This is a genomic window from Mesorhizobium sp. BR1-1-6, assembly GCF_020165355.1.
Lineage (GTDB): Bacteria > Pseudomonadota > Alphaproteobacteria > Rhizobiales > Rhizobiaceae > Mesorhizobium.
The window spans coordinates 141,183-162,296 of sequence record NZ_JAIUHZ010000004.1 but is presented as its reverse complement, the minus strand read 5'-3'; the positions used below and the strand labels follow the sequence as shown (position 1 = coordinate 162,296).

General features: G+C 63.7%; 19 protein-coding genes. 15 read left to right on the top strand and 4 right to left on the bottom strand.

Going from position 1 to position 21,114, the window contains the following annotated elements:
* The first annotated feature begins 60 nt into the window (after nucleotides 1-60).
* Genes LB545_RS10735 through LB545_RS10725 form a run of 3 tightly spaced genes read left to right on the top strand, consistent with a single transcriptional unit; the run spans nucleotide 61 to nucleotide 2,683 of the window.
* Nucleotides 61-1,053: a LysR substrate-binding domain-containing protein gene (locus LB545_RS10735; protein ID WP_224705005.1), complete on the top strand. Its 993-nt coding sequence runs from the start codon at nucleotides 61-63 to the stop codon at nucleotides 1,051-1,053.
* Complete coding sequence (locus LB545_RS10730; RefSeq protein WP_224705004.1) at nucleotides 1,050-2,306, top strand: aminopeptidase; 1,257 nt, start codon at nucleotides 1,050-1,052, stop codon at nucleotides 2,304-2,306. Before LB545_RS10735 ends, LB545_RS10730 begins: the two co-directional genes overlap by 4 nt.
* A gap of 23 nt (nucleotides 2,307-2,329) precedes the next feature.
* Entirely contained in the window at nucleotides 2,330-2,683 is a 354-nt protein-coding gene (locus LB545_RS10725; protein WP_140629188.1) for a DUF488 domain-containing protein, read from the top strand.
* A gap of 186 nt (nucleotides 2,684-2,869) precedes the next feature.
* On the opposite strand, the gene LB545_RS10720 is transcribed toward LB545_RS10725, so the two are convergent.
* The 3 genes from LB545_RS10720 to LB545_RS10710 all read right to left on the bottom strand — a co-directional run bounded on the left by LB545_RS10720 (nucleotide 2,870) and on the right by LB545_RS10710 (nucleotide 4,563).
* Complete coding sequence (locus LB545_RS10720; protein ID WP_140623566.1) at nucleotides 2,870-3,223, bottom strand: ArsC family reductase; 354 nt, start codon at nucleotides 3,221-3,223, stop codon at nucleotides 2,870-2,872.
* Nucleotides 3,224-3,446: 223 nt separating this feature from the next.
* Complete coding sequence (locus tag LB545_RS10715) at nucleotides 3,447-3,800, bottom strand: nuclear transport factor 2 family protein (protein WP_140497937.1); 354 nt, start codon at nucleotides 3,798-3,800, stop codon at nucleotides 3,447-3,449.
* Between the two features lie 130 nt (nucleotides 3,801-3,930).
* Nucleotides 3,931-4,563, bottom strand: coding sequence for a 2'-5' RNA ligase family protein (locus LB545_RS10710; RefSeq protein ID WP_140520841.1), 633 nt, complete (start codon nucleotides 4,561-4,563; stop codon nucleotides 3,931-3,933).
* Between the two features lie 274 nt (nucleotides 4,564-4,837).
* On the opposite strand from LB545_RS10710, the gene LB545_RS10705 reads away from it, so the two are divergent.
* From LB545_RS10705 to LB545_RS10685, 5 genes are all read left to right on the top strand, one after another.
* A complete protein-coding gene (locus LB545_RS10705; RefSeq protein WP_140671786.1) occupies nucleotides 4,838-5,995 on the top strand; it encodes a fumarylacetoacetate hydrolase family protein in 1,158 nt (385 codons plus the stop codon).
* Nucleotides 5,996-6,267: 272 nt separating this feature from the next.
* A complete protein-coding gene (locus LB545_RS10700; protein ID WP_140497931.1) occupies nucleotides 6,268-7,203 on the top strand; it encodes a substrate-binding domain-containing protein in 936 nt (311 codons plus the stop codon).
* A 119-nt stretch (nucleotides 7,204-7,322) separates the two neighbouring features.
* Entirely contained in the window at nucleotides 7,323-8,309 is a 987-nt protein-coding gene (locus LB545_RS10695; RefSeq protein ID WP_140558252.1) for an ABC transporter permease, read from the top strand.
* 3 nt (nucleotides 8,310-8,312) lie between these two features.
* Nucleotides 8,313-9,104, top strand: a complete 792-nt coding sequence (locus LB545_RS10690) for an ATP-binding cassette domain-containing protein (RefSeq protein WP_140497927.1) — start codon at nucleotides 8,313-8,315, stop codon at nucleotides 9,102-9,104.
* Nucleotides 9,105-9,220: 116 nt separating this feature from the next.
* The gene (locus LB545_RS10685) at nucleotides 9,221-10,243 is read left to right on the top strand and encodes a LacI family DNA-binding transcriptional regulator (protein ID WP_140623572.1); all 1,023 of its coding nucleotides are present in this window, start codon (nucleotides 9,221-9,223) and stop codon (nucleotides 10,241-10,243) included.
* Nucleotides 10,244-10,579: 336 nt separating this feature from the next.
* Here LB545_RS10685 and LB545_RS10680 read toward each other — a convergent pair whose 3' ends face one another.
* A complete protein-coding gene (locus LB545_RS10680; protein ID WP_140497923.1) occupies nucleotides 10,580-11,173 on the bottom strand; it encodes a TetR/AcrR family transcriptional regulator in 594 nt (197 codons plus the stop codon).
* Nucleotides 11,174-11,419: 246 nt separating this feature from the next.
* On the opposite strand from LB545_RS10680, the gene LB545_RS10675 reads away from it, so the two are divergent.
* The 7 genes from LB545_RS10675 (at nucleotide 11,420) to LB545_RS10645 (ending at nucleotide 21,092) form a co-directional block, all read left to right on the top strand.
* Nucleotides 11,420-11,668, top strand: coding sequence for a hypothetical protein (locus tag LB545_RS10675; RefSeq protein ID WP_140497921.1), 249 nt, complete (start codon nucleotides 11,420-11,422; stop codon nucleotides 11,666-11,668).
* Nucleotides 11,662-14,838 carry an efflux RND transporter permease subunit gene (locus LB545_RS10670; protein ID WP_224705080.1) on the top strand — a complete coding sequence of 1,059 codons (3,177 nt, stop codon included), beginning with the start codon at nucleotides 11,662-11,664 and terminating at the stop codon, nucleotides 14,836-14,838. Before LB545_RS10675 ends, LB545_RS10670 begins: the two co-directional genes overlap by 7 nt.
* Nucleotides 14,839-14,853: 15 nt before the next feature.
* A complete protein-coding gene (locus LB545_RS10665; RefSeq protein ID WP_140514731.1) occupies nucleotides 14,854-16,008 on the top strand; it encodes an efflux RND transporter periplasmic adaptor subunit in 1,155 nt (384 codons plus the stop codon).
* A 176-nt stretch (nucleotides 16,009-16,184) separates the two neighbouring features.
* A complete protein-coding gene (locus LB545_RS10660) occupies nucleotides 16,185-16,877 on the top strand; it encodes a GntR family transcriptional regulator (RefSeq protein ID WP_140497917.1) in 693 nt (230 codons plus the stop codon).
* A gap of 29 nt (nucleotides 16,878-16,906) precedes the next feature.
* Nucleotides 16,907-18,013, top strand: a complete 1,107-nt coding sequence (locus LB545_RS10655) for a mandelate racemase/muconate lactonizing enzyme family protein (protein ID WP_140559342.1) — start codon at nucleotides 16,907-16,909, stop codon at nucleotides 18,011-18,013.
* Nucleotides 18,010-19,194 (top strand): mandelate racemase/muconate lactonizing enzyme family protein, encoded by a 1,185-nt coding sequence (locus LB545_RS10650; protein ID WP_140649051.1) that lies wholly within the window; start codon nucleotides 18,010-18,012, stop codon nucleotides 19,192-19,194. The genes LB545_RS10655 and LB545_RS10650 overlap by 4 nt, the downstream gene beginning before the upstream one ends.
* Before the next feature lie 233 nt (nucleotides 19,195-19,427).
* Nucleotides 19,428-21,092 carry an ABC transporter substrate-binding protein gene (locus LB545_RS10645; protein ID WP_140497911.1) on the top strand — a complete coding sequence of 555 codons (1,665 nt, stop codon included), beginning with the start codon at nucleotides 19,428-19,430 and terminating at the stop codon, nucleotides 21,090-21,092.
* The last annotated feature ends 22 nt before the right edge of the window (nucleotides 21,093-21,114 follow it).

Sequence of the window (21,114 nt, the reverse complement as noted above, 5' to 3'; positions counted from 1 at the left end):
TCTGCGTTTTCGGCATCACTTTCAATTGAGATTTCAGCCCCGCTGGTTTAGAAAAACTCAATGGCCATGCTCAACCGCGTCCACCTCAACGGCCTTCGCGCCGTGGAGACCGTCGCCCGTCTCGGCTCGCTCGCCGCGGCCGCCGGCGAACTCAACGTTTCGGCCAGCGCCGTTAGCCAGCAGATAAAGCGCGTGGAGCAGCAGCTCGGCCAGGCCGTGTTCGAGCGAACGACCAAGGGGCTGGTCCTGACCGAATTCGGCGCCATGTTCGCGATGCGCCTCGGCGCGGGTTTCCGCGAGCTCACCCAGGCCGTGGCGCTGGCCGACGAGGCGCGACAATGCACGCTGGTGGTTTCCGTGGCGCCGGCATTCGCCTCGAAATGGCTGCTGCCGCGGCTGTCGCATCACTTCACCCGGCATCCCAACGTGCTGTTGCGCATCGACGCCTCGGTGCGGCTGGCCGACCTCGACCATTCCGATATCGATATCGCCATCCGGCTTGGCGACGGCACATGGCCGGGCAGCAAGGCGGAGTTGCTTTTGGCACAAGAGGTGTTCCCGGTCTGCGCGCCCTCGATAGCGAAGAAACTGAAATCGATCGAAGACCTTGCCCAGACCTGCGCGATCACCGACGAACGGGCGATGATCAACTGGGAAAGCTGGTTCGCCGCGGCCGGTGTCGAACCCGTCACCTTCCTGAAGGGCGCGCGCTTCACCGATCCGATGCTTTGCCTGGAATCGGCGATTGCCGGCCATGGCGTGATGCTGGGCTGGCAGTTGCTCGCCGCCGACGCGCTGGCCGACGGGCGGCTCGTCGCGCCGTTCGGGATCCGCGCCCAGAGCGGGCTTGGCTATTGGCTGGTGACCTCCGCCGCCAAGGCCGAAAGCCGCAAGGTCCGGGATTTCAAGCTCTGGATCAGGGAAGAGATCGAGGCGACGATGGCGCGGTTCGGCTCCGCGAAGACGGGCACGAGCGACGCGATCACGGTGGAAAGCACCGTGGCGCCGGTCTATGTAGAGTCCGACATCAAACTACGGCAGGCAGGATCATGACCACACATTCGCGCGGCGTTTCCGCAACGATCGACCCGGTGAAGCTCGACAGGCTGGCCGAAGTCGCCATCAAAGTGGGGCTGCAATTGCAGCCCGGGCAGGACCTGGTGCTGACCTCCTCCATCGCCGCGCTGCCGCTGACCCGGCGCATCGTCGAGCATGCCTACAAGGCCGGCGCGGGGCTGGTGACGCCGATCTTCAACGATGACGAGATCACGCTGGCGCGCTTTCGTTATGGCGCGGACGCCGGCTTCGACCGCGCCGCCGGCTGGCTCTATGAAGGCATGGCCAAAGCCTTCTCCAACAATGCGGCGCGACTTGCCGTGCGCGGCGAGGATCCCTCGCTTTTGTCGGCGCAGGACCCGGCGAAAGTGGCGCGCGCCAACAAGGCCAATTCGATGGCCTACCAGCCGGCGTTGGAGAAGATCACCGGCTTCGACATCAACTGGAACATCGTCGCCTATCCCGATCTCGCCTGGGCCAAGCAGGTCTTCCCCGATGATGCCGACGACGTTGCGGTGGCCAAGCTCGCCGACGCCATCTTCGCCGCGTCGCGGGTGGACGTGGAAGATCCGATCGGCAACTGGAAGGCGCACAATGCGGCCCTACGCAGCCGCACCGAATGGCTCAACGGCCATAATTTCCATTCGCTTCATTTCACCGGGCCGGGCACCGACCTGACGGTCGGGCTGGCCGACGGCCATGAATGGATGGGCGGCGCCTCCACCGCCAAGAACGGCGTCACCTGCAATCCCAACATCCCGACCGAGGAGGTCTTCACCACGCCGCATGCACGGCGGGTGGAAGGCCATGTTTCATCGACCAAGCCGCTCTCCTACCAGGGCACGCTGATCGACGAGATCTCGGTGCGTTTCGAGGGCGGCAGGATCGTCGAGGCGAAGGCTTCGAAGGGCGAGGACGTGCTGAAGAAAGTGCTGGACACCGACGAGGGCGCACGCCGGCTTGGCGAAGTGGCGCTGGTGCCGCATTCCTCGCCGATCTCGGCGAGCGGCCTGTTGTTCTTCAACACGCTGTTCGACGAAAACGCCGCCTGCCACATCGCGCTCGGCCAGTGCTATTCGAAGTGCTTCGTCGACGGCGCCTCGCTCAGCCAGGCCGAGATCGCGGAGCGCGGCGGCAACAAGAGCTTCATCCACATCGACTGGATGATCGGCTCGGACAAGATCGACATCGACGGCGTCGGCAAAGCCGGCAGCCGCGTGCCGGTCATGCGCAAGGGCGAGTGGGCCTGACGGGAGCGCACGAAGGAGAGCGGATGGCCTTCGAGATCGCGGTCAAACGGGTGTATGAACCACCCTCGCTCGATGACGGGCAGCGGGTCCTGGTCGATCGTGTCTGGCCACGTGGCGTCAGCAAGGAGCATGCCGCGCTGGCGCTATGGCTGAAGGACATCGCGCCGAGTACCGACTTGCGCAAGTGGTTCGGGCACGAGCCCGAACGATGGGCCGAGTTCCAGAAGCGGTATCGTGCCGAACTGGAAGGCAATGGCGAGGCCGTGGCGCAACTGCGCGCCCTGCTCCGCGACGGCAAGGTGACGCTGCTCTACGGCGCCCATGACGAGGCGCACAACAATGCCGTGGTACTGGCGGGGTATCTGAGAGGACAGTGACCTGTCCCTTCGTCATCCTCGGGCTTGACCCGAGGATCCATGCCGTGACGTCCGTCCGGAAATGCAACGGAGCGGAATCTGCACGGCTGCGACGCCCAAAAGTCACGGCATGGATCCTAGGGTCTGCGCCGCGTCGCTTCGCTCCTTGCTCCGCCCTAGGATGACGAACTGAGAGTGTACCGCGCCCTACTTCCCGACCACCGCCGCCTCATAAACATCCGGCTTGAACCCGACCAGGATGCGGTCGCCAACCTCGAGCACAGGCCGTTTGATCATCGTCGGCTTGGCCAGCATCAGTGCCTTGGCCTTCTTTTCATCCAGGCCCTGCTTATCCTTGTCCGGCAACTCGCGGAACGTGGTGCTGCCCTTATTGAGCAGCTTTTCCCAGCCGAGCTTGCGGACCCAGCCATCCAGCCTGCCCGCCTCGATGCCTTCGGCCCGATAGTCGTGGAACCGGTACGGCACGTCGTGGCCCTCCAGCCAGACGCGGGCCTTCCTGATCGTGTCGCAGGTGGTGATGCCGTACATGGTGATCGTCAAAACAGGTGCCTTCCGGACTTCGAATCTGGCCGCAGATTAAGCAGCCCCGGCGCGCTTTGCCAGCGGCCCGGCAGAACCATCGAAGAGTAAGTTTCTTCAATGGCGGGCGCGCGATCGCCGATCCGTGACGACGATGTGCATCAGGTCGTATAGCGGCCAGGACATGATCCTGATCCTGGCCGCTCAGGATGCGGCGAAATGTGCCGACAGCCGGAAACCCGTCTCAATAATAGAAGCGCTCTTCGGCAATCTTGCCGTTCTTGACCGTGTACAGGCCAACCTCGTCCATGGTGACACGCTGGCCCGTGGCCTTGGGCGTTATGTCAAATGTAAAGCGCACGGCGAACTGGTCGCCGTTGACATAAGGGCCCTCGACCGAGCCGCCATGGACTTCGTTGTTTTCCTGCCACCACTGGCCTTTCTGCTTGACGGCGTCCTTGCCGCGGCAGACGGCCATCGGCCCCTCCATGGCCTCATAGCTGACGATGTCGTCGGCATTGTATTTCTCGGCAGCACTTTCGTAGTCACCGCGCTTGAGAAGCTCCGTGAAATCCTTGGCAATTTCCGTGTTGGTCATGTGTTCCTCCTGTTCAGACGCATTGCAAATAGGGAAAGGTTGGCGGCCTGCCATCGTCGTGCCGTCTGGTAGCTGACATGCCATGTCAGGATGATGGACCGCGCGGACTATGCGAGGACGATGCAGGCTCTCACATGGCGGGCAGTGCATCGTCCTGGCCGGTCAGCCGCCAACGTCCGGGCTGCTTGTAGGCGCCCTTCCCAATGAGACTGTGGATCAGCACAAAATCCCGGACAGTCCAGCCGATCGGATCGATCGACCGCTCGCGAATGCTGGGAACGCCCACTTCATCACGAAGCAATGTAACATGCGGTTCGATGGACCTGGTGAGAAAGGGGTTTAGCGGGCTGTCCGAGATCACCGCCGTCAGATCACGCCAGAATTTCTGCAGCGGCGGATTGCCATCGCTGCCGCGCAGGACCAGTGCACCACCGCCAAAAGCCGACAGGCGATCGAACGATACCTCGAAGGGCTTCGCAACGATCATCGATCCGATATGACAGGCGGCCTCTGCCAGCTCTTGCGGATACTCCTCATGGTCGCCGAGGCCGACAAGCGAGATGTGGATGTGATTTTCCGGAACCAGCCAGCCTTGCAATCCGAACTCACGGTTCAAGGCAATGGCCTTTCGCGCGAGACGACCAGCAATCGCGCTGCCGACGAGGATGGCAAAGAACAGCCGGTGGAAATGCTTCCCGGCCTGTTCCCATCGGAAAAAGGCCTGGCCGTTCTTCGCGGTTCCGAATGCGGGTTGCCCACTCATACTGATCTCGTCCGCCAATTGACTCAGGGCGAGCATATTAGAACAAAACGAGAACAAGCGCAAGCCGAAAAATGATGCAGGCGTTGGGGCTCCCGCACCGCCGCATGCATCCAACCCCTGAAGGAGTGCTTCCTTGCGGTACGCCAATCACCGACGACGCCGGCAGACATGGCGCCTGGCTCACCACAAACGGGATAGACCTTTGACAGGAATCCGGTGAAAGTGCCGCGCCGAACCAGCAAGCCGCATTTTTGATGATCAGAGGACCGCACGCATGACAAACCCGATGCATCTGCCCGCCGAAGGCCTTTTTGTCGGGCGCGCCAGAAGCAGCGACGCCTCGCATCCCCTGGTGGTCACGGTGCGTGATGGCACCGTCTTCGACATCACGTCGAGCACGGCGCCGACCGTGCGCGATATCTGCGAGATGGCCGATCCGGCCGGTTATGTGCGCTCGGCCAAGGGCAAGCCGATCGGCTCGCTCGATGATATCGCGGCCAACAGTTTCGAGGCCGCGCGTGATCCGGCAAGGCCCTATCTCATCTCCCCCGTCGACCTGCAGGCGATCAAGGCCTCGGGCGTCACCTTCGTCGTCAGCCTTTTGGAACGCGTCATCGAGGAACAGGCGCGCGGTTCGGCGGAAAAGGCCGACGCCATCCGCGCCGACATTGCCGGGCTGATCGGCCACGATCTGTCCAAGCTCAAGCCCGGTTCGCCGGAAGCGATGGAGATCAAGGCCAAGCTCATCGCGCGCGGCGCCTGGTCGCAATATCTGGAAGTGGGCATCGGCCCCGATGCCGAGATCTTCACCAAATGCCAGCCGATGGCCTCGGTCGGTTTCGGCGCCGATGTCGGCCTGCATCCCGTCTCGACCTGGAACAATCCGGAGCCGGAGATCGCCGTGATCGCCGCCTCAAGCGGCAGGATCGTCGGCGCCACCATCGGCAACGACGTAAATCTGCGCGATGTCGAAGGGCGCTCCGCGCTGCTGCTCGGCAAGGCCAAGGACAACAACGCCTCCGCCTCGCTCGGCCCCTTCATCCGCCTGTTCGACGGCACGTTCTCCATCGACGACGTAAAGCGGGCCGTGGTCCGGCTGAAAGTGGAAGGTGAGGACGGGTTCTCGCTGGAGGGCGCGAGCTCGATGGCCGAGATCAGCCGCTCTCCCGAAGAGCTCGTAGCGGCTGCCATGGGCGCGCATCACCAGTACCCGGACGGCCTGGCGCTCTATCTCGGCACCATGTTCGTGCCTTCGAAGGACCGCGGCGAGAAGGGCAAGGGGTTTACCCATAAGGTCGGCGACATCGTCACCATCTCGTCGGAGAAATTCGGCGCGCTGGTCAACCGGGTGCGACTGTCGCCGGACTGCCCGCACTGGACCTACGGCGCCAGCCATCTGATGCGCGATCTTGCCAGGGCCGGCCTCCTCTAGCTCTGGGTTCACCCGAGGGCGGTCAATCATCGCTCCGGCGACCCTCGAGGCCGGTATCACCTGCCGCGAAAAATCATCCGAACTGATGCAATCTGATGGGACCGCTGATGGCGCCCCGTCAGGCGCCGACTACGACTGACAGGCGGAGGCTTGCCATTTGTCGAAAAAGAGGATGCTCTGATCATCCAACACGACGTTGGCGGGGAGGACGCGGTCTTGCCCGATCAAGAGGGCGGTTTCGAACTGATCAGTTTCAAACGGGAGGAAATCAAATGCTGACACGGCTAAGAGTGGTTCTATACGGCCTGCTGGTCGCGCTGACGGTCATTCCGGCGGCGGCGCAGGCCAAGACGTTCTACTGGATTTCACATGGCGGCCCGGCCGATCCGGTCTGGACATACTTCCTTGCCGGCGCCAAGCAATGGGCCAAGGACACCGGCAATACCGTCAACACCTCGTTCCACAATGGCGACGTCGCCTCGCAGCAGGAGGCGGTGCGGGCCGCGATCTCGGCCAAGGCCGACGGCATCACCACCACCAGCCCCGATCCGGGCAGCCTTGTCGAGATCGTCAAGGAAGCCCGCGCGGCCAACATTCCGATCATCAATTTCAACACGCCCGATCCCAAGGCCAATTTCAACGCCTATGTCGGCGGCGACAATGTCACCTTCGGCAAGCACTGGGCGCAGTATCTGGTCGACAAGGGCCTGGTGAAGAAGGGCGACTTCGTCTGGATGCCTGTCGAGATTCCCGGCGCCACCTATGGCGTGCAGGAAGAGGAAGGCATCAAGAGCGTGTTCGAGCCGCTCGGCATCACCTATGAGGTGACCGAGGCGACGCTCGATCAGGCCGAGGTGATCAACCGCATGGTCGACTATCTCACCGCCAACAAGGCTAAGGTGAAGGCGATCATCGGCCTTGGCGACCTCGTCACCGGCTCGATCAAACGCGTGTTCGACCAGGTCGGCGTCAAGCCCGGCGAAATCCCCGTCGTCGGCTGGGGCAACTCGCTCGACACCACCCAGGAAGTGCTGAACGGCTACGTCAATGCCGGCCAGTGGCAGGATCCGCAAGCGACCAGCTATGTCGCGCTGTCGCTCGCCAACATGGCCGCAAGCGGCATTCCCCCGGGCTTCAACGTCATCACCGGCGCGCTCTATGAGAAAGACACCGCCGAGATCTACGACAAGATCCTGTCCGGCAAATAGCCCCTGATCTCCAGCGCCGCGCGTCCACCGGGCGTGCGGCGTCCCGCCCTTTCGCCTGGTATCGAGCCGTTTGATGCGGCCCGATGGTCCGGCCCATTCCAACCAGTCGCGGGTTACACGTGGAAAATCGTTCGCTTGTCCAAGGCCTGATCGCGCGGCCGGAATTCGGCCCCTTCGTGCTGCTCGTCGTCGAGATCGCCGTCTTCTGGGGTTTCAACCACGACTTCCTGTCACCCCAGAACATCTCCAACACGTTGGCCTTCACGGTCGAGCTCGGGCTGATCGCGCTGGCGATGACGTTGCTGATGACGTCGGGCGAATTCGACCTTTCCGTCGGCTCGCTGTTCGGCTTCTCGCCGGTGCTGATGTGGACGCTGTTCAACAGCGGCCTCACCTCGCTGGAGATGGGCTTCGTTGTCGCGCTGCTGGTCGCCGCCTTCATCGGCCTGGTCAATGGCTGGTTCGTCACGCAGCTCAAGATCCCGTCCTTTCTGGTCACGCTCGGCATGCTCCTGGTGGTGCGCGGCACCGCGCTGTTCGTCACCGACGGCTTTCCGCAGCGCACCTGGAGCGCCGAGGGCAGTTGGCTGGCGGAGGCGCTGGTCGGCGATTTCTTCATCGGCCCGTTCCGCATCTACATGTCGCTGTTCTGGTTCATCGCCGCGGCCATCGCGCTGGGCTATGTGCTGACGCAAAGCCGCACCGGCAACTGGATCCAGGCCGCCGGCGGCAACCCGAACGCTGCGAGGGCGCGCGGCGTCAATGTCAGCCGCGTCAAGATCGGCCTGTTCGTGCTGTCCTCGGTCATGGCCTCGCTTGCAGGCGTCATCTCCTCGCTGCGCACCTCGGCGGCCAACCCCAACAGCGGCACCGGCTACGAACTCGAGGTCATCGCCATGGTGGTGATCGGCGGCACGGCGCTGACGGGCGGGCGCGGCACCATCATCGGCACCGTGCTCGGCATCCTGATCCTGCGCGTCATGCGCAACGGCATCGTGCTGATCGGCGTGCCCGGCCTTGCCTACAACATCTTCATCGGCGCGATCATCCTTGGCATGATGGCGCTTCATTCATGGCTGGAACGCCGGCATCAGGCAGGGACGTGAACCATGGCCGAGCCACTGATCCGCATGCAGAACATCCGCAAGTCCTACGGGCGCGTGCAGGCGCTGGTGGACGCCAATTTCCATGTCAACGAGCGCGAGATCGTCGGCCTGCTCGGCGACAATGGCGCCGGCAAGTCGACGCTGATCAAAGTGCTGTCGGGCGCGGTGCCGCTGACCAGCGGCGACATCTTCATCCGCGGCAAGAAGGTGAACCTGCGCAACACCAGCGACGCCATCGCCAACGGCATAGAGACCATCTACCAGGATTCGGCGCTGGTCACCCAACTGTCGATCGCCCGCAATTTGTTCCTCGGGCGCGAGCCGATCAAGCCGCCGCGCTTCCTCAACCGCATGGACCAGGAGGCGATGAACACGGTCGCCCGCGACCTGCTCAAGCAGGTCGGCATTTCCAAGAACATTCCGCCGACGACGCCGATCGGCTCGCTCTCCGGCGGCGAGCGCCAGGCCGTGGCGATCGCGCGCGCCATGCATTTCGACAGCGATCTCATCATCCTCGACGAACCGACCAACAATCTTGGCGTCGCCGAAACCCAGGGCGTGCTGAGCTTCGTGCGCAGCGCGCGCGATTCCGGCCATTCCTGCATCTTCATCGCGCACAACATCCACCATGTCTTCCAGGTGGTGGACCGCATCGTCGTCATGCGGCGCGGCAAGGTGGTGGCCGGCGACATCGACCCCAAGACGACCAGCGTGGCGGAGGTTGAACGCGTCATCACCGGCATGTCGGACAAGGAGATCCGCGACGCCATCGCCGATGGCAAGGGGTCGCATTGAGGACGAGCGCAACATCCCTGGCGAAACAGCAGAATGGGCATCCGGGCGATGGGCGCGATCGGCGGCGCTCAAATCGCCCGTCTGGCGTGCCATCGCATCGGCAATAGGGTTGCGGCATGAAAGCCACCGTCTCTGACATCGCCAGGAACTGCGAACTGTCGACGGCGACGGTCGACAGGGTGCTCAACAACCGGAAGGGGGTCAGCGCGGCCAACCGGCAGCGCGTCATGGAGGCCGCCAAGCAACTCGGCTATCTGCCGGTCGCCGACCAGGTAACGCTCCCCTCGCGGCCGGCCAATCTGGAATTCTTCCTGCCGATCGGCAGCAACGCCTTCATGCAGGATCTGGCCAGGCATATCGAGGATTATGCCTCGCGCCTGCCGCTCGTTGCCTCGTGCCGGATCCACAACCTCGCCGGAATCTCGCCGAACGCCTTGCAGACCGCCGTCGAAAACCTGTCGCTGAAAGCCAACGGTGTCGGCGTCATCGCCGTCGATCATCCCAGGACGCGCAACATCCTGCGCGACATCGTCGAGGCCGGCATTCGCCTGGTGACGCTGGTGTCCGATATTCCGGCCGCACCACGCTCGGCCTATGTCGGCATAGACAACCGGGTGGCGGGACGGACTGCCGCACTCCTGATGGGACGCTTCCTCGGCGACCGCGAGGGCCAACTGGCGATGGTGGTCGGCTCGCGCTCCTATCGCGGCCATGAGGAACGCGAGATGGGTTTCCGCTCCGTGCTCGGCGAGGAGTTCCCCAACCTGAGCGTCAGCAGCGCCGTCGAGATCAACGACGAGACCGATGCCAGCTACGCCGAAACCATGAAGGCGCTGCGCAACGAGCCGGAACTGCTCGGCATCTATTGCATTGGAGCCGGACGCTCCGGCATTGCCAAAGCCATCCGGGAGGCCAGGCCCAACCGCAAACCGGTATTCATCTGTCACGACCTGACGAGGGAAACGCGCGGCTATCTCGTCGACGATCTAGCCGACGTCGTCATCGACCAGAATGCCAGGCTGATCGCCGAGCAATCGGTCATCCGCCTGCTTGGCTCGATCGCATCATCGGCGCCCTACCTGACGCGGAAATTCATCGAGCCGCGGCTGATCTTCCGGGAAAACGTCCCGGTGCAGTGACGCGGCCCGCGAGGTCTTCCGGTCACTGTGTTCGCGAGCGATACGGCGAATCTGCACAGCTGCTATGCACGATTCACGATTGCCGAATCATTGGGCAACCCATAGCTTCTGGTTGTCGGCCATCTACTCCTCCCAGATGCGATGCCGACGCTGAGTGGGGTGCACCTCCTCCCGCACCACATTCGAAATCGAGCCCGCTGCCACCTCCTCCCGGCAGCGGGCTTTTTTATTGCATGCCGGACATTTCCGGGAACGGCAGGGAATCCACGCAACATCAAAGCCACGGCAAACCGGAAGCGCACGCGCTGTCCGGCGCCAATGAGCCTTGCCGATGGATCAGCCCGCGGCGGCTCCGCCCCTGAAGGACTGGATCAACCCTTCCGCCATGCGCACCAATTGCGCGCTGGGACCTTCGGTGCCAACGGTCTGCACGCTCACGCGCGCGCCTTCGCACAGCAGCGAAAGCGTATCGGCCAGAAGTTCGGCCTGGCCGATGCCGGCGCCCCGGCAGAGCGCCACCAGGCGCTCGCGCTGGGCTTCCTTGAGTTCCTTGATCACGCGCCTGGCCGGATGGTCGGGTTCAGTCAGCTCAACCGCGGCGTTGGCCATGTCGCAGCCCCGGCAATCGGCCGTAAGCATCTCGGCCGCCTTGCGAACCCAGGCATGCAGTTGCGCGAGCTTGTCGCCCGGGTGCTCGGCTTCGAATGCGTCCCACATCGCGCCGGCCTTTGATGCGGTGGCGCGCAGGCATTCGATGATCAGATCGTCCTTGGATTCGAAATGACGGTAGAGCGTCATCTTGTTCGTGCCGGCAGCCTCGGTGATGGCGTCGACGCCGACGCCCTTGATGCCGTGCTTGTGGAACATGTCGCGCGCCGTCTCCAGGATCCGATCCCGGGGACGAGGACGCTCCACGACGCCGTCTGTCATCATTGATCTCCTTTCGTTTCCAAAAATCCCTCGGCCACCTCTTGACTAGGGTGTTACCGGTCTGTAACTTCCAGAATGTTACTTACTGGTAACACCTATGGCGTCCGCCGTCAATAACAAGACCGTGATCTGGTCCGGCCAGATCGGGGCGGGCGAAAAATTGCATTTCATGCGGCTCCGGCCGGTGAAGAGATGAAAAACGGTTCGCGAGCATGGGCTGCGAATCGACAGACAAGGAGCCGGCCAATGCCACAGCGCCGCGATCTTACCATAGATGAAGCCGTCCGGGATCCGATGATCCGGCTGGTCATGAAAGCCGACGGGGTCGATCCGCGCGCTTTCGAAACAATGCTGCGCACGCTTGCCGGTTCGCAGCGCGGCGAGGTGCCGTTGCTCCGTTCGTCGGAAGAGTTCGGACGCGGCCAGAGGCTGTCCAGGGTTGCCACTGCGTTCGGCAGGGCAAGAGCAGCCGGAGAGGCGTGCGTGTCGTGGTAAACTTCTTCATTCACCGCCCGATCTTCGCCTCGGCGATCGCCATCATCATGGTGCTCGCCGGGACGATTTGTTATTTCCTGCTGCCCGTCTCGCAGTTTCCCGACATCACACCGCCGCAGGTCGTGGTCAGCGCCCACTATCCGGGAGCCAGCGCGCAGGTGGTCGCCGACACTGTGACGACGCCGCTGGAGCAGCAGATCAACGGCGTGCAAGGCATGACCTACATGTCGTCGACCAGCTCCAATGACGGTTCCTCGACGATCACCATCACCTTCGATGTCGGCTATTCCCTGAGCACCGCCGCCGTCGACGTCCAGAACCGCGTCTCGCAGGCTGCCTCGTCGCTGCCGGCGATCGTCAATCAGGGCGGCGTGACGATCAAGAAGCAGAATCCGAACTTTGTCCTCATCGTCAATCTCACCTCGCCCGACGGCTCCGTCGATCCGGTGGCGCTGTCGAACCTTGCCTATCTGCAAGTGGTCGACCCGCTGAAGCGGCTGCCCGGTGTCGGTGACGTGCAGATATTCGGCGAGCGGCGCTATTCGATGCGCGTCTGGCTCGATCCGGACAAGCTCGCCAATCTCGGCATCACCGCTGTCGACGTCCAGAACGCCATTGCCGAGCAGAACGTCCAGGTGGCCGCCGGCAAGATCGGCCAGTCTCCGGCGCCTGCCGGCACCGCTTTCGAGATGCAGGTCAATGCCGTCGGCCGGTTGAGCGATCCCAAGGAGTTCGGCGACATCGTCGTGCGCGCCAACACCACCACCGGTTCGCTGGTGCGGCTGCGCGACGTCGCCCGCATCGAACTCGGCGCCCTGCAATATTCGTCGTCGGCCTTTTTCGGCAAGGACCCGACCGTGGTGCTCGCCGTCTACCAGATGCCCGGCTCCAACGCGCTCGATTTGCAGCAGCGCGTCAAGGACAAGATGCAGGAGCTGTCCGCCCGCTTCCCCAAGGGCGTCAGCTATGCCATGCACTACGACACGACGCGCTTCGTCTCGGCCTCCATGCATGACGTGCTGATCACGCTCGGCGAGGCTCTGGTCCTCGTCGTCGCCGTGGTTTTCATCTTCCTGCAAAGCTGGCGCACCACAATCATTCCGACGATCGCCATCCCGGTGTCGCTGGTAGCGACGCTCGTCGTCATGGAGATGATGGGCTTCTCGCTCAACATGCTCTCCCTGCTCGGCATGGTGCTGGCGATCGGCCTTGTCGTCGACGACGCCATCGTGGTGGTCGAGAATGTCGAACGACAGCTCGAGGCCGGGCTGAAACCGTTGGCGGCTACCAAGGCCGCCATGGCCGAGGTCACCGGTCCGATCATCGCCACCACAGCCGTGCTGATGGCCGTCTTCGTGCCGGTCGCCTTCATCCCCGGCGTTTCGGGACGGCTCTACAACCAGTTCGCGCTGACGGTGGCGATCTCGGTCGGCATTTCCGCCTTCAATTCGCTGACGCTGAGCCCGGCGCTGAGCGCCGCCTTCCTGCGCCATCGCCAAGGCACGCAGTTCGTGCTGTTCCGCTGGTTCAATACGGGCTTTGACAGGCTGTCGCATGCCTATGCCAATGGCGTGCGCATCCTCATCCGTTTGCGCTGGATCATGCTCGGCCTGTTCGCAGCCGGGCTGGTCGCCACCTATTTCGTCTGGGCAAAGCTTCCCTCGACCTTCCTTCCGGTCGAGGACCAGGGCTATTTCTTCGTCGTCATCCAATTGCCCGACGGCGCTTCGCTGGAACGGACCGACGCTGTGGCGCAGAAGGCGCGCGACATCCTGCAGGCGACGCCCGGCGTCGACATCGTCGGCTCGATCAGCGGCCTGAACTTCCTGACCAGCGCGGCGCAGTCGAATTCCGCGGTCGAATTCGCCATCCTCAAGCCGTGGGAGGAGCGCGGTCCCGACCAGAGCGCCTCCAAGCTCGTCGCCGACGTGCGCGGCAAGCTGATGCAGATCCCGGAGGCGTTCGCGCTCTCCTTCGATCCGCCCTCGATCCCGGGTATCGGCACCACGGGCGGCTTCGAATTCGTCGTCGAGGACCTTACCGGCCGCGGCAGCACCGCGCTCAACGACGCGACGCAAGCCGTGATCGCCGAGGCGCGCAAGCAGCCGGAAATCAACCCCCAGCAGCTTTTCTCGCCATTCTCGACCTCGACGCCGCAGTTCAACTACGACCTCGACCGCGCCAAGGCGAAGCTGCTCGGGCTCAACCTGCCTGACGTCTTCAACACGCTGCAGATCTATCTCGGCTCGCTCTATGTCAACGACTTCAACCTGTTCGGCCGCACCTTCCGGGTGACCATCCAGGCCGACAAGGATGCACGCGCGGGTGCGGCCGACATTTCGCGGCTCTATGTGCGCAATGCCTCCGGCGGCATGGTGCCACTCAGCACGCTGGGCAAGCTGGTACCGTTCGTCGGCCCGGAAACGGTGCCGCACTACAACAACAACGCCTCGGCCTCGATCAATGGCGGCGCCGCGCCCGGCTATTCGTCCGGCCAGGCGGTCGCCGCCATGGAACGGGCCGCCGCCACGGCTCTGCCAAGGGATTTCGGCTTCGAATGGACCGGCATCACCTTCCAGGAGCTCAAGGCGGGATCGATCGCGTCGGTCGTCTTCGGCCTCGCCATCGTCTTCGTCTTCCTGATCCTGGCGGCTCAATATGAGAGCTGGGCGATGCCGTTCATGGTGCTGCTGGCAGTGCCGCTCGCCTTGTTCGGCGCGTTCGTGGTGCTGTGGGTGCGCGGCATGCAGATCGACGTCTACTCGCAGATCGGCTTCGTCATGCTGATCGGCCTGGCGGCCAAGAACGCCATCCTGATCGTCGAGTTCGCCCGGCGACGGCGCGAAGAAGGCCTCAGCATCGTCGAAGCGGCGATGGAAGCGGCACGGCTGAGGCTGCGGCCGATCCTGATGACGGCCTTCGCCTTCATCCTGGGCGTGCTGCCGCTGATGTTCGCGACCGGCGCCGGTGCTGCCAGCCGTCAATCGATCGGCACCACCGTCTTCGGCGGCATGGTGGCGGCGACCATCCTGTCGCTGGTGTTCGTGCCGGTCTTCTATGCGGTCATCGAACAGCTGCGCGAACGGCGCGGCGGTGAAGAGCCCGCTTCCCTGCATTCCGAACCAACTGCCGAACCCGCCTTGCCGCCCATGGCGCAAGCGGCCGAATAAGATTGGAGACTGAACATGCGTAAATGGAAAATCGCTTTGGGCGCCGCTGTCGCGCTGGGCGCAATCTCGGTGGCGAGCGTTCACCTGCTCGATATGGGCAGCCTCAGCCTCAATGCCGGCACGGCCGGAGCGGCAACGCCCGCTCCCGCGGCATTCGTCATGCCGGTGCCGGTGACCAGCGTGGTGAAGAAGACGATCCCGATCTATCTCGACTATGCCGCCCGCACCGAACCGATCCGCAGCGTCACGCTGCAGGCCAGAGTGCCGGGCTACCTGGAAGAGCAAGCCGCCGAAGACGGCGCCGACGTCAGGAAAGGCGACCTCCTCTACAGGATCGCGCCGCAGGACTTCCAGGCGGCGCTCGACCAGGCGAAGGCGCAGGTGCAGCGTGATACAGCGACGCTCGACTATGCCCGCTCCAATCTCGGCCGCGGCACCGAGCTCGCCAAGAGCGGCTATCTGGCCAAGGACAGCTTCGACCAGCGCACCAGCACCTTGCGCGAGGCGCAGGCGTCGCTGGCGCTCAACCAGGCGGCGGTCCGCTCGGCCGAGCTCAATTTGAGCTATTCGGAGATTCGCGCTCCCTTCGCAGGCCGCATCGGCCGTAACCAGGCCTCGATCGGCACGCTGGTCAGCGTCGCCGGCACGGTGCTCAACACGCTGGTGCAGCTCGACCCGATCTATGTAACCTTCAATCCGAGCGAGAGCGATCTGGCGCAGATCGAGGAAGCTCGTGCCGCCGGCCCGATCGAGGTCGAGGTGCTGCTCCCGGGCGAGACCGAAGCCCATCAGAAGGGTGAACTCACCTTCATCGACAATACGATCGACCATTCGACCGGCACCATCACCGCGCGCGCCACCATCGGCAACGCCAAGTTCGCGCTGCTGCCTGGCCAATATGTCCGCGTCCGGCTGCACGTCAAACAGCAGCCCGATGCGCTGATGGTGCCGCAGGTGGCACTGGGTTCGAGCCAGCTCGGCAAATATCTCTACGTCGTCGGCAAGGGCAACACGGTCGACCAGCGGCTGGTCTCGACCGGGCCGACCAGCGGCGACCTGGTGGCCATCCTGAGCGGAGTCACGGAAGGCGACCAGGTGATAACAGGCAATCTGCAGAAGATCGGCCCTGGAATGCCGATTTCGCCACTGCCACAGAAACCGGCCACCTGACTCCCCCGCAGGCCCGGTTTCAGCGCGGCGCCCCGGCCTTCCCACAGGTCGCGGGCGCCGCTTTTGGGAGCAGCTCCGCCCGACCAGTACCGGCCATGTGAAAAAAGCCGCAAAAGTCCTTGTTAGATTGTCGACAATCTGCTTGGCTTGCCCTTGTTTCGTCGGGAGTGGCCGGGATGGCAAAGGCGGATTTCAGTCCAATCGCGGATACGACCCGACGCGCGGAGATCGTGGCGCTGCTGCGACGGGCAATCCTGACCGGCCAGTTGGAGCCGGGCCAGAAGCTCAACGAGCTGCGGATTTCCGAGCAGATGCGCGTCAGCCGCGCGCCTTTGCGCGAAGCGATGCGCGAGCTGGTGCAGGAAGGCATCCTGACCAGCATCCCCTATGCCGGCACCTTCGTCATCAATGTCACCGCCAAGGACATCGACGATGTCTACTCGCTCAACAAGGTGCTCGACGAATTCGCCATCGAGCGGACATGGGAGCTGCGCGATCGGCGCTTTTTCGATGAGCTCGACCGGCGCCATGAGGCGGTGAAGCAGGCGACGCGCGACCGCGACACCACAAGGCAGATCGAAACCGCGCTGCAACTGCATGGCCTGATTCACGAATGGGCCGACAATTCCGTTCTTTTGGAAACATGGCAACGGCTGACCAGCCGGTTGCAGATGTATTTTGCCCTGCACCAGCAGGCACGCAACGAAGCGGTGCCTGCCGAGAACGTTCACGAGACTTACGTGCGGCTGCTCAAGGGCGACGACATGCGCGCTGCCCAGCGCCACGCCCGCGAGCATATAGACCACGACTTCGAAGAGCTTCTTGCCTACGCGCGCGCTCTCGAACGGCGCCCGTCGAAAGGCGCTTGATACTTCCCCAGCGGACAACGGACATTAACGTGCAGATCGCAACCATCAAAGCCTACCATGTCGTGCAGCCCTTCGTGGACGGCCCCTACCGCATGTCCAAGGGGCGCGTCGCCGACGCCTTCGACGCGGTGATCGTCGCCATCACCTCGAACGATGGCATCACCGGTTGGGGCGAGATGGCGCCGCTCGGCAATTTCTATTCGGCCGCCTTCCCGGCGGGCGCCCGTGCCGGCGTTATGGAGATCGCCACGCACCTCATCGGCCACGACCCGCGCGGCCTCGCCGGCATCGGCCGGCTGATGGACATCGTGTTCAAAGGGCATCCCTACATCAAGTCGGCGCTCGACATGGCCTGCTGGGATCTCGCCGCGCGCGCCGCCGACGTGCCGCTGGTGACGATGCTGGGCGGCAAGGAGAGCGATACGGCCGAGCTTTACAAGGTCGTCACCCATGGCAGCGTCGATGCCATGGCCGCCCTTGCGCAGCGCATCGTCCAGGACGGCTTCCACCGGCTGCAGGTCAAGGTCGGCGGCAACGTCCGCGACGACATCGAACGCGTCACGGCGGTCGCCGCCTCAGTGCCGAAAGACACTGTCATCTTCTGCGACGCCAATGCCGGCTGGACGCCCTACCAGGCGCGCCAGTTCGCCGATGCGACGCGCTCGATCGATTACACATTCGAGCAACCCTGCACGACGATCGAGGAAAACATGTCGGTGCGCCGCATGCTCGACAAGCCGATGGTGCTCGACGAATCCGTCACCTCGCTCGAGGACATGCTGGAAATCCATCGCCGAGGCGCGGCCGACGGGCTGACGCTGAAGATCTCGCGGCTCGGCGGCGTCGGCAGGACCCGGCTGATCCGCGATGTCGCCGTCGACCTCGGCTTCATGATCACCGTCGAGGATACCGGCGGCGCCGAGATCGACACGGCAGCCATGGCGCATCTGTCGCTGTCGACGCCGCAGGAGCGCCGCCTGCACGCCATCGCGTTCCACGAATGGGTGACGGTGCGCACGGCGTCGAACAAGCCGCCGGTCACCGGCAGCCGCATGGGCGTTCCGGATGGTCCGGGCCTCGGCATCGACGTCGTCCCGGATCTTCTCGGCAAGCCCTTCTTCGAGGTCGGCCGGTGAAAATCCGCGGCATCAAGGCGACGCCGATCAACCTCAGGCTCGAGGCGCCTTATGCCTGGGTGTTCGGTGAACTCGACGGCTTCTCGCCGACCATTGTCGAAGTGGAGACCGAAGATGGCCTGATCGGCCTCGGCGAAGCACCGACGCCGGCAGCAGCCGCGATCATCAACGACATCCTGGCACCGCGGCTCGTGGGCCGCGACGCCTTCGACATCGCGGGCGCCGAGCATGTCTGCCTCCCCTACTGGACCGGCGTGCAGTCGATCAACGACCGCACCCGCATCATGGCCTTCGGCGCGATCGAGATGGCGCTCTGGGACCTGCGCGGCAAGGTGTGGAACCAGCCGCTCTACCAACTGCTCGGCGGCGCCGTGCGCAAGGAGATCCCGTTCACCGATTACTTTTCGCTGCGCGGCGACGGGCCAAGGGTGAAAGGCGAGACGACGCCGGAGGAAGTCGCCGACTACTGCGTCGAGCTTCATGAGACCCACGGAACGACCTTCTTCGAAGGGAAGTTCTCGACGCAGGATCCAAAAATCTCGCTGAAGATGATCGAATTGATCCGCAGGAAGCTCGGCGACGATGCGATGATCCGCATCGATTCCAACCAGGCCTATTCGCTCAGCACCGCCCGGCGACTGGCACGGCCGCTGGAAGAGCTTAGCGTGCGCAATTGGGAGGATCCAGTGGCGACGATCGAGGAGATGCGCGAACTCAGGCGCCATTGCTCGATCCCGTTCTCGACCCACAACATCGACATCGCCCGCGCCATGGACCTCAAGGTGCCCGACGCCTTCGTCGGCAATCCGACGGCGCATGGCGGCATCGGCCGCATGCTGCGCTTCGTCGGCGCCTGCGAGCACGCCGGCACCGATTTCTGGTGCTACAGCGGCGACAGCGGCATCGGCAGCGCCGCTTACCTGCATCTGTGCGCGGCACTCGGCTGGATACGGGAACCGAACCAGTCGCTGTTTCGCATGCAACCGACCGACATCACCGAGGAAGGACCGTTTTGCCCGAGGAACAATGTCGTGCCTGTGCCGGAGGAGCCCGGTCTCGGCATCACATTGTCGCGAGAACGGCTCGCTGCCTGCCATCGCGATTTCGTCGAGAACGGGCCCTGCAACAAATATCATGATCGGGCAAAGCCCGGAACTTACCGTCGTTTGCCGCTGAACTAGATGAGGGCGGCCGGCCAAAACAGAAGAAGCCAGCCACCGCGATCCCGATCGGAAAGGGTGGCCACGGACCAGAGGAAGCAGTGCAGCCCAGAAACCGGCACGTCCACGCCAAGGACTGGATGGACCGGACAAAACCGCGTGCTACAGTCCCGGTCTACAGGCCTCTGGCGACCGGAAACGGTGTAGTCGCGAATTTTCGTCAACCATAAGAAACAGGGGAAAGGGTCAAACCCATGAGCAAGAATTATCGCATTCTCGACCTCATCCGGCGCAACCGCTCGCCGCTCGAAAATCACCTCATCGACGGTCTCGTCGACGGCCGTGTCAGCCGCCGCGACTTCATCCGCCATGGCAGCCTGCTCGGCCTGTCGCTGCCGCTGCTGGGCGGCATCACCACGGCCGCGGGCCTCGGCGCCATGCCGTCGCTCGCCCGGGCGCAAGGCGCGCCAGGCGCCACGATCCGCGTCGCAAGCAGCGTGCCGGCGGCGACGATCGACCCTGTCACCATCGCCGATGCCGGCGGCCTGCTGATCATGCAGCAGGTCGCGGAGTTCCTCTGCGTCGACGGCCCCGATCTCGTGCTCAAGCCGGCACTGGCTGAAAGCTGGAAGCCGAACGACAACGGCTCGGTGTGGACTTTCAAGCTGCGCAAGGGCGTGAAGTTCCACTCAGGCGGCGAGATGAAGGCCGACGACGTGGTGGCCAGCATCGACCGGATCGCCGACCCGGCCAACTCGTCCAACGCACTGTCGGTGTTCACCGGCATCCTGTCGAAGGGCGCCAGCAAGAAGGTCGACGACTACACGGTGGAATTCCACCTCGACGCCCCGAACGGCAACTTTCCCTACATGGTGTCCTCCGATAATTACAACGCCGTCATCGTGCCGGCGAGCTACAAGGGCGACTACGAAAAGAGCTTCGACGGCACCGGGCCGTTCAAGATCGACAAATACACGCCGAAGGTCGGCGCTTCCTTCGTCCGCAACGAAGGTTATTGGGGCGAGAAGGCGCTGCCGGAACGCACCGAATTCACCTTCTTCGCCGACATGCAGCCAATGATCCTGGCGCTGCAGGGCGGGCAGGTCGACATCATCAACCAGATGCCTGTCCTGTCTGGCGTGGCGCTGCTCAACGATCCCAACATCGACATCATCAGCCTGAAATCGTCGGCGCACCAGCAACTGCACCTGCGCTGCGACGACGGGCCGATGAAGGATGCGCGCGTGCGCCGCGCCATCGCGCTCAGCCTGGACCGCGACAAGCTGGTCGCGGGCCTGATGAAGGGGCGCGCCGTGGCTGGCAACGACAGCCCGTTCGCCCCGGTTTATCCCTCGACCGATGCGAGCGTGCCGCAGCGCAAGCAGGACATCGCGCAGGCCAAGCAGCTCATGGAGGCGGCGGGCGCGGGCAAGGGCTTCAAGATGACGCTGACCACCGAGCGCTATCTCGAAATCCCCGAATACGCCCAGCTCATCCAGAACTGGGTCAAGGAAATCGGCATCGAGCTCGAGCTCAACATCCTCGACCAGAGCGCCTATTACGGCGACGCCGTGTTCGGCAAATCGAACTGGCTGGACTCGGAAATGGGCATCACCGACTACGGCCACCGCGGCGTGCCGAACGTCTATCTTGCCGCCCCGCTGAAGAGCGAAGGCACGTGGAACGCGGCGCACTTCAAGAACAAGGACTACGACGCGCTGGCGACCAGCTATATCGCGGCCCTCGATCTCGAAGCGCAGAAGGCGACGGCAGGCAAGATCCAGAAACTTCTGCTCGAGGAGACGCCGGTCATCTTCGGCTATTTCTACGACTATCTGACGGCGACGGCGAAGGGCGTGGCCGGCGTGCAGCCGACCGCGATGTCGCAGCTGTTCCTGGAAAAGGCGTCGAAGGCCTGAGCGGAAGGGAAAGCCAATCCTA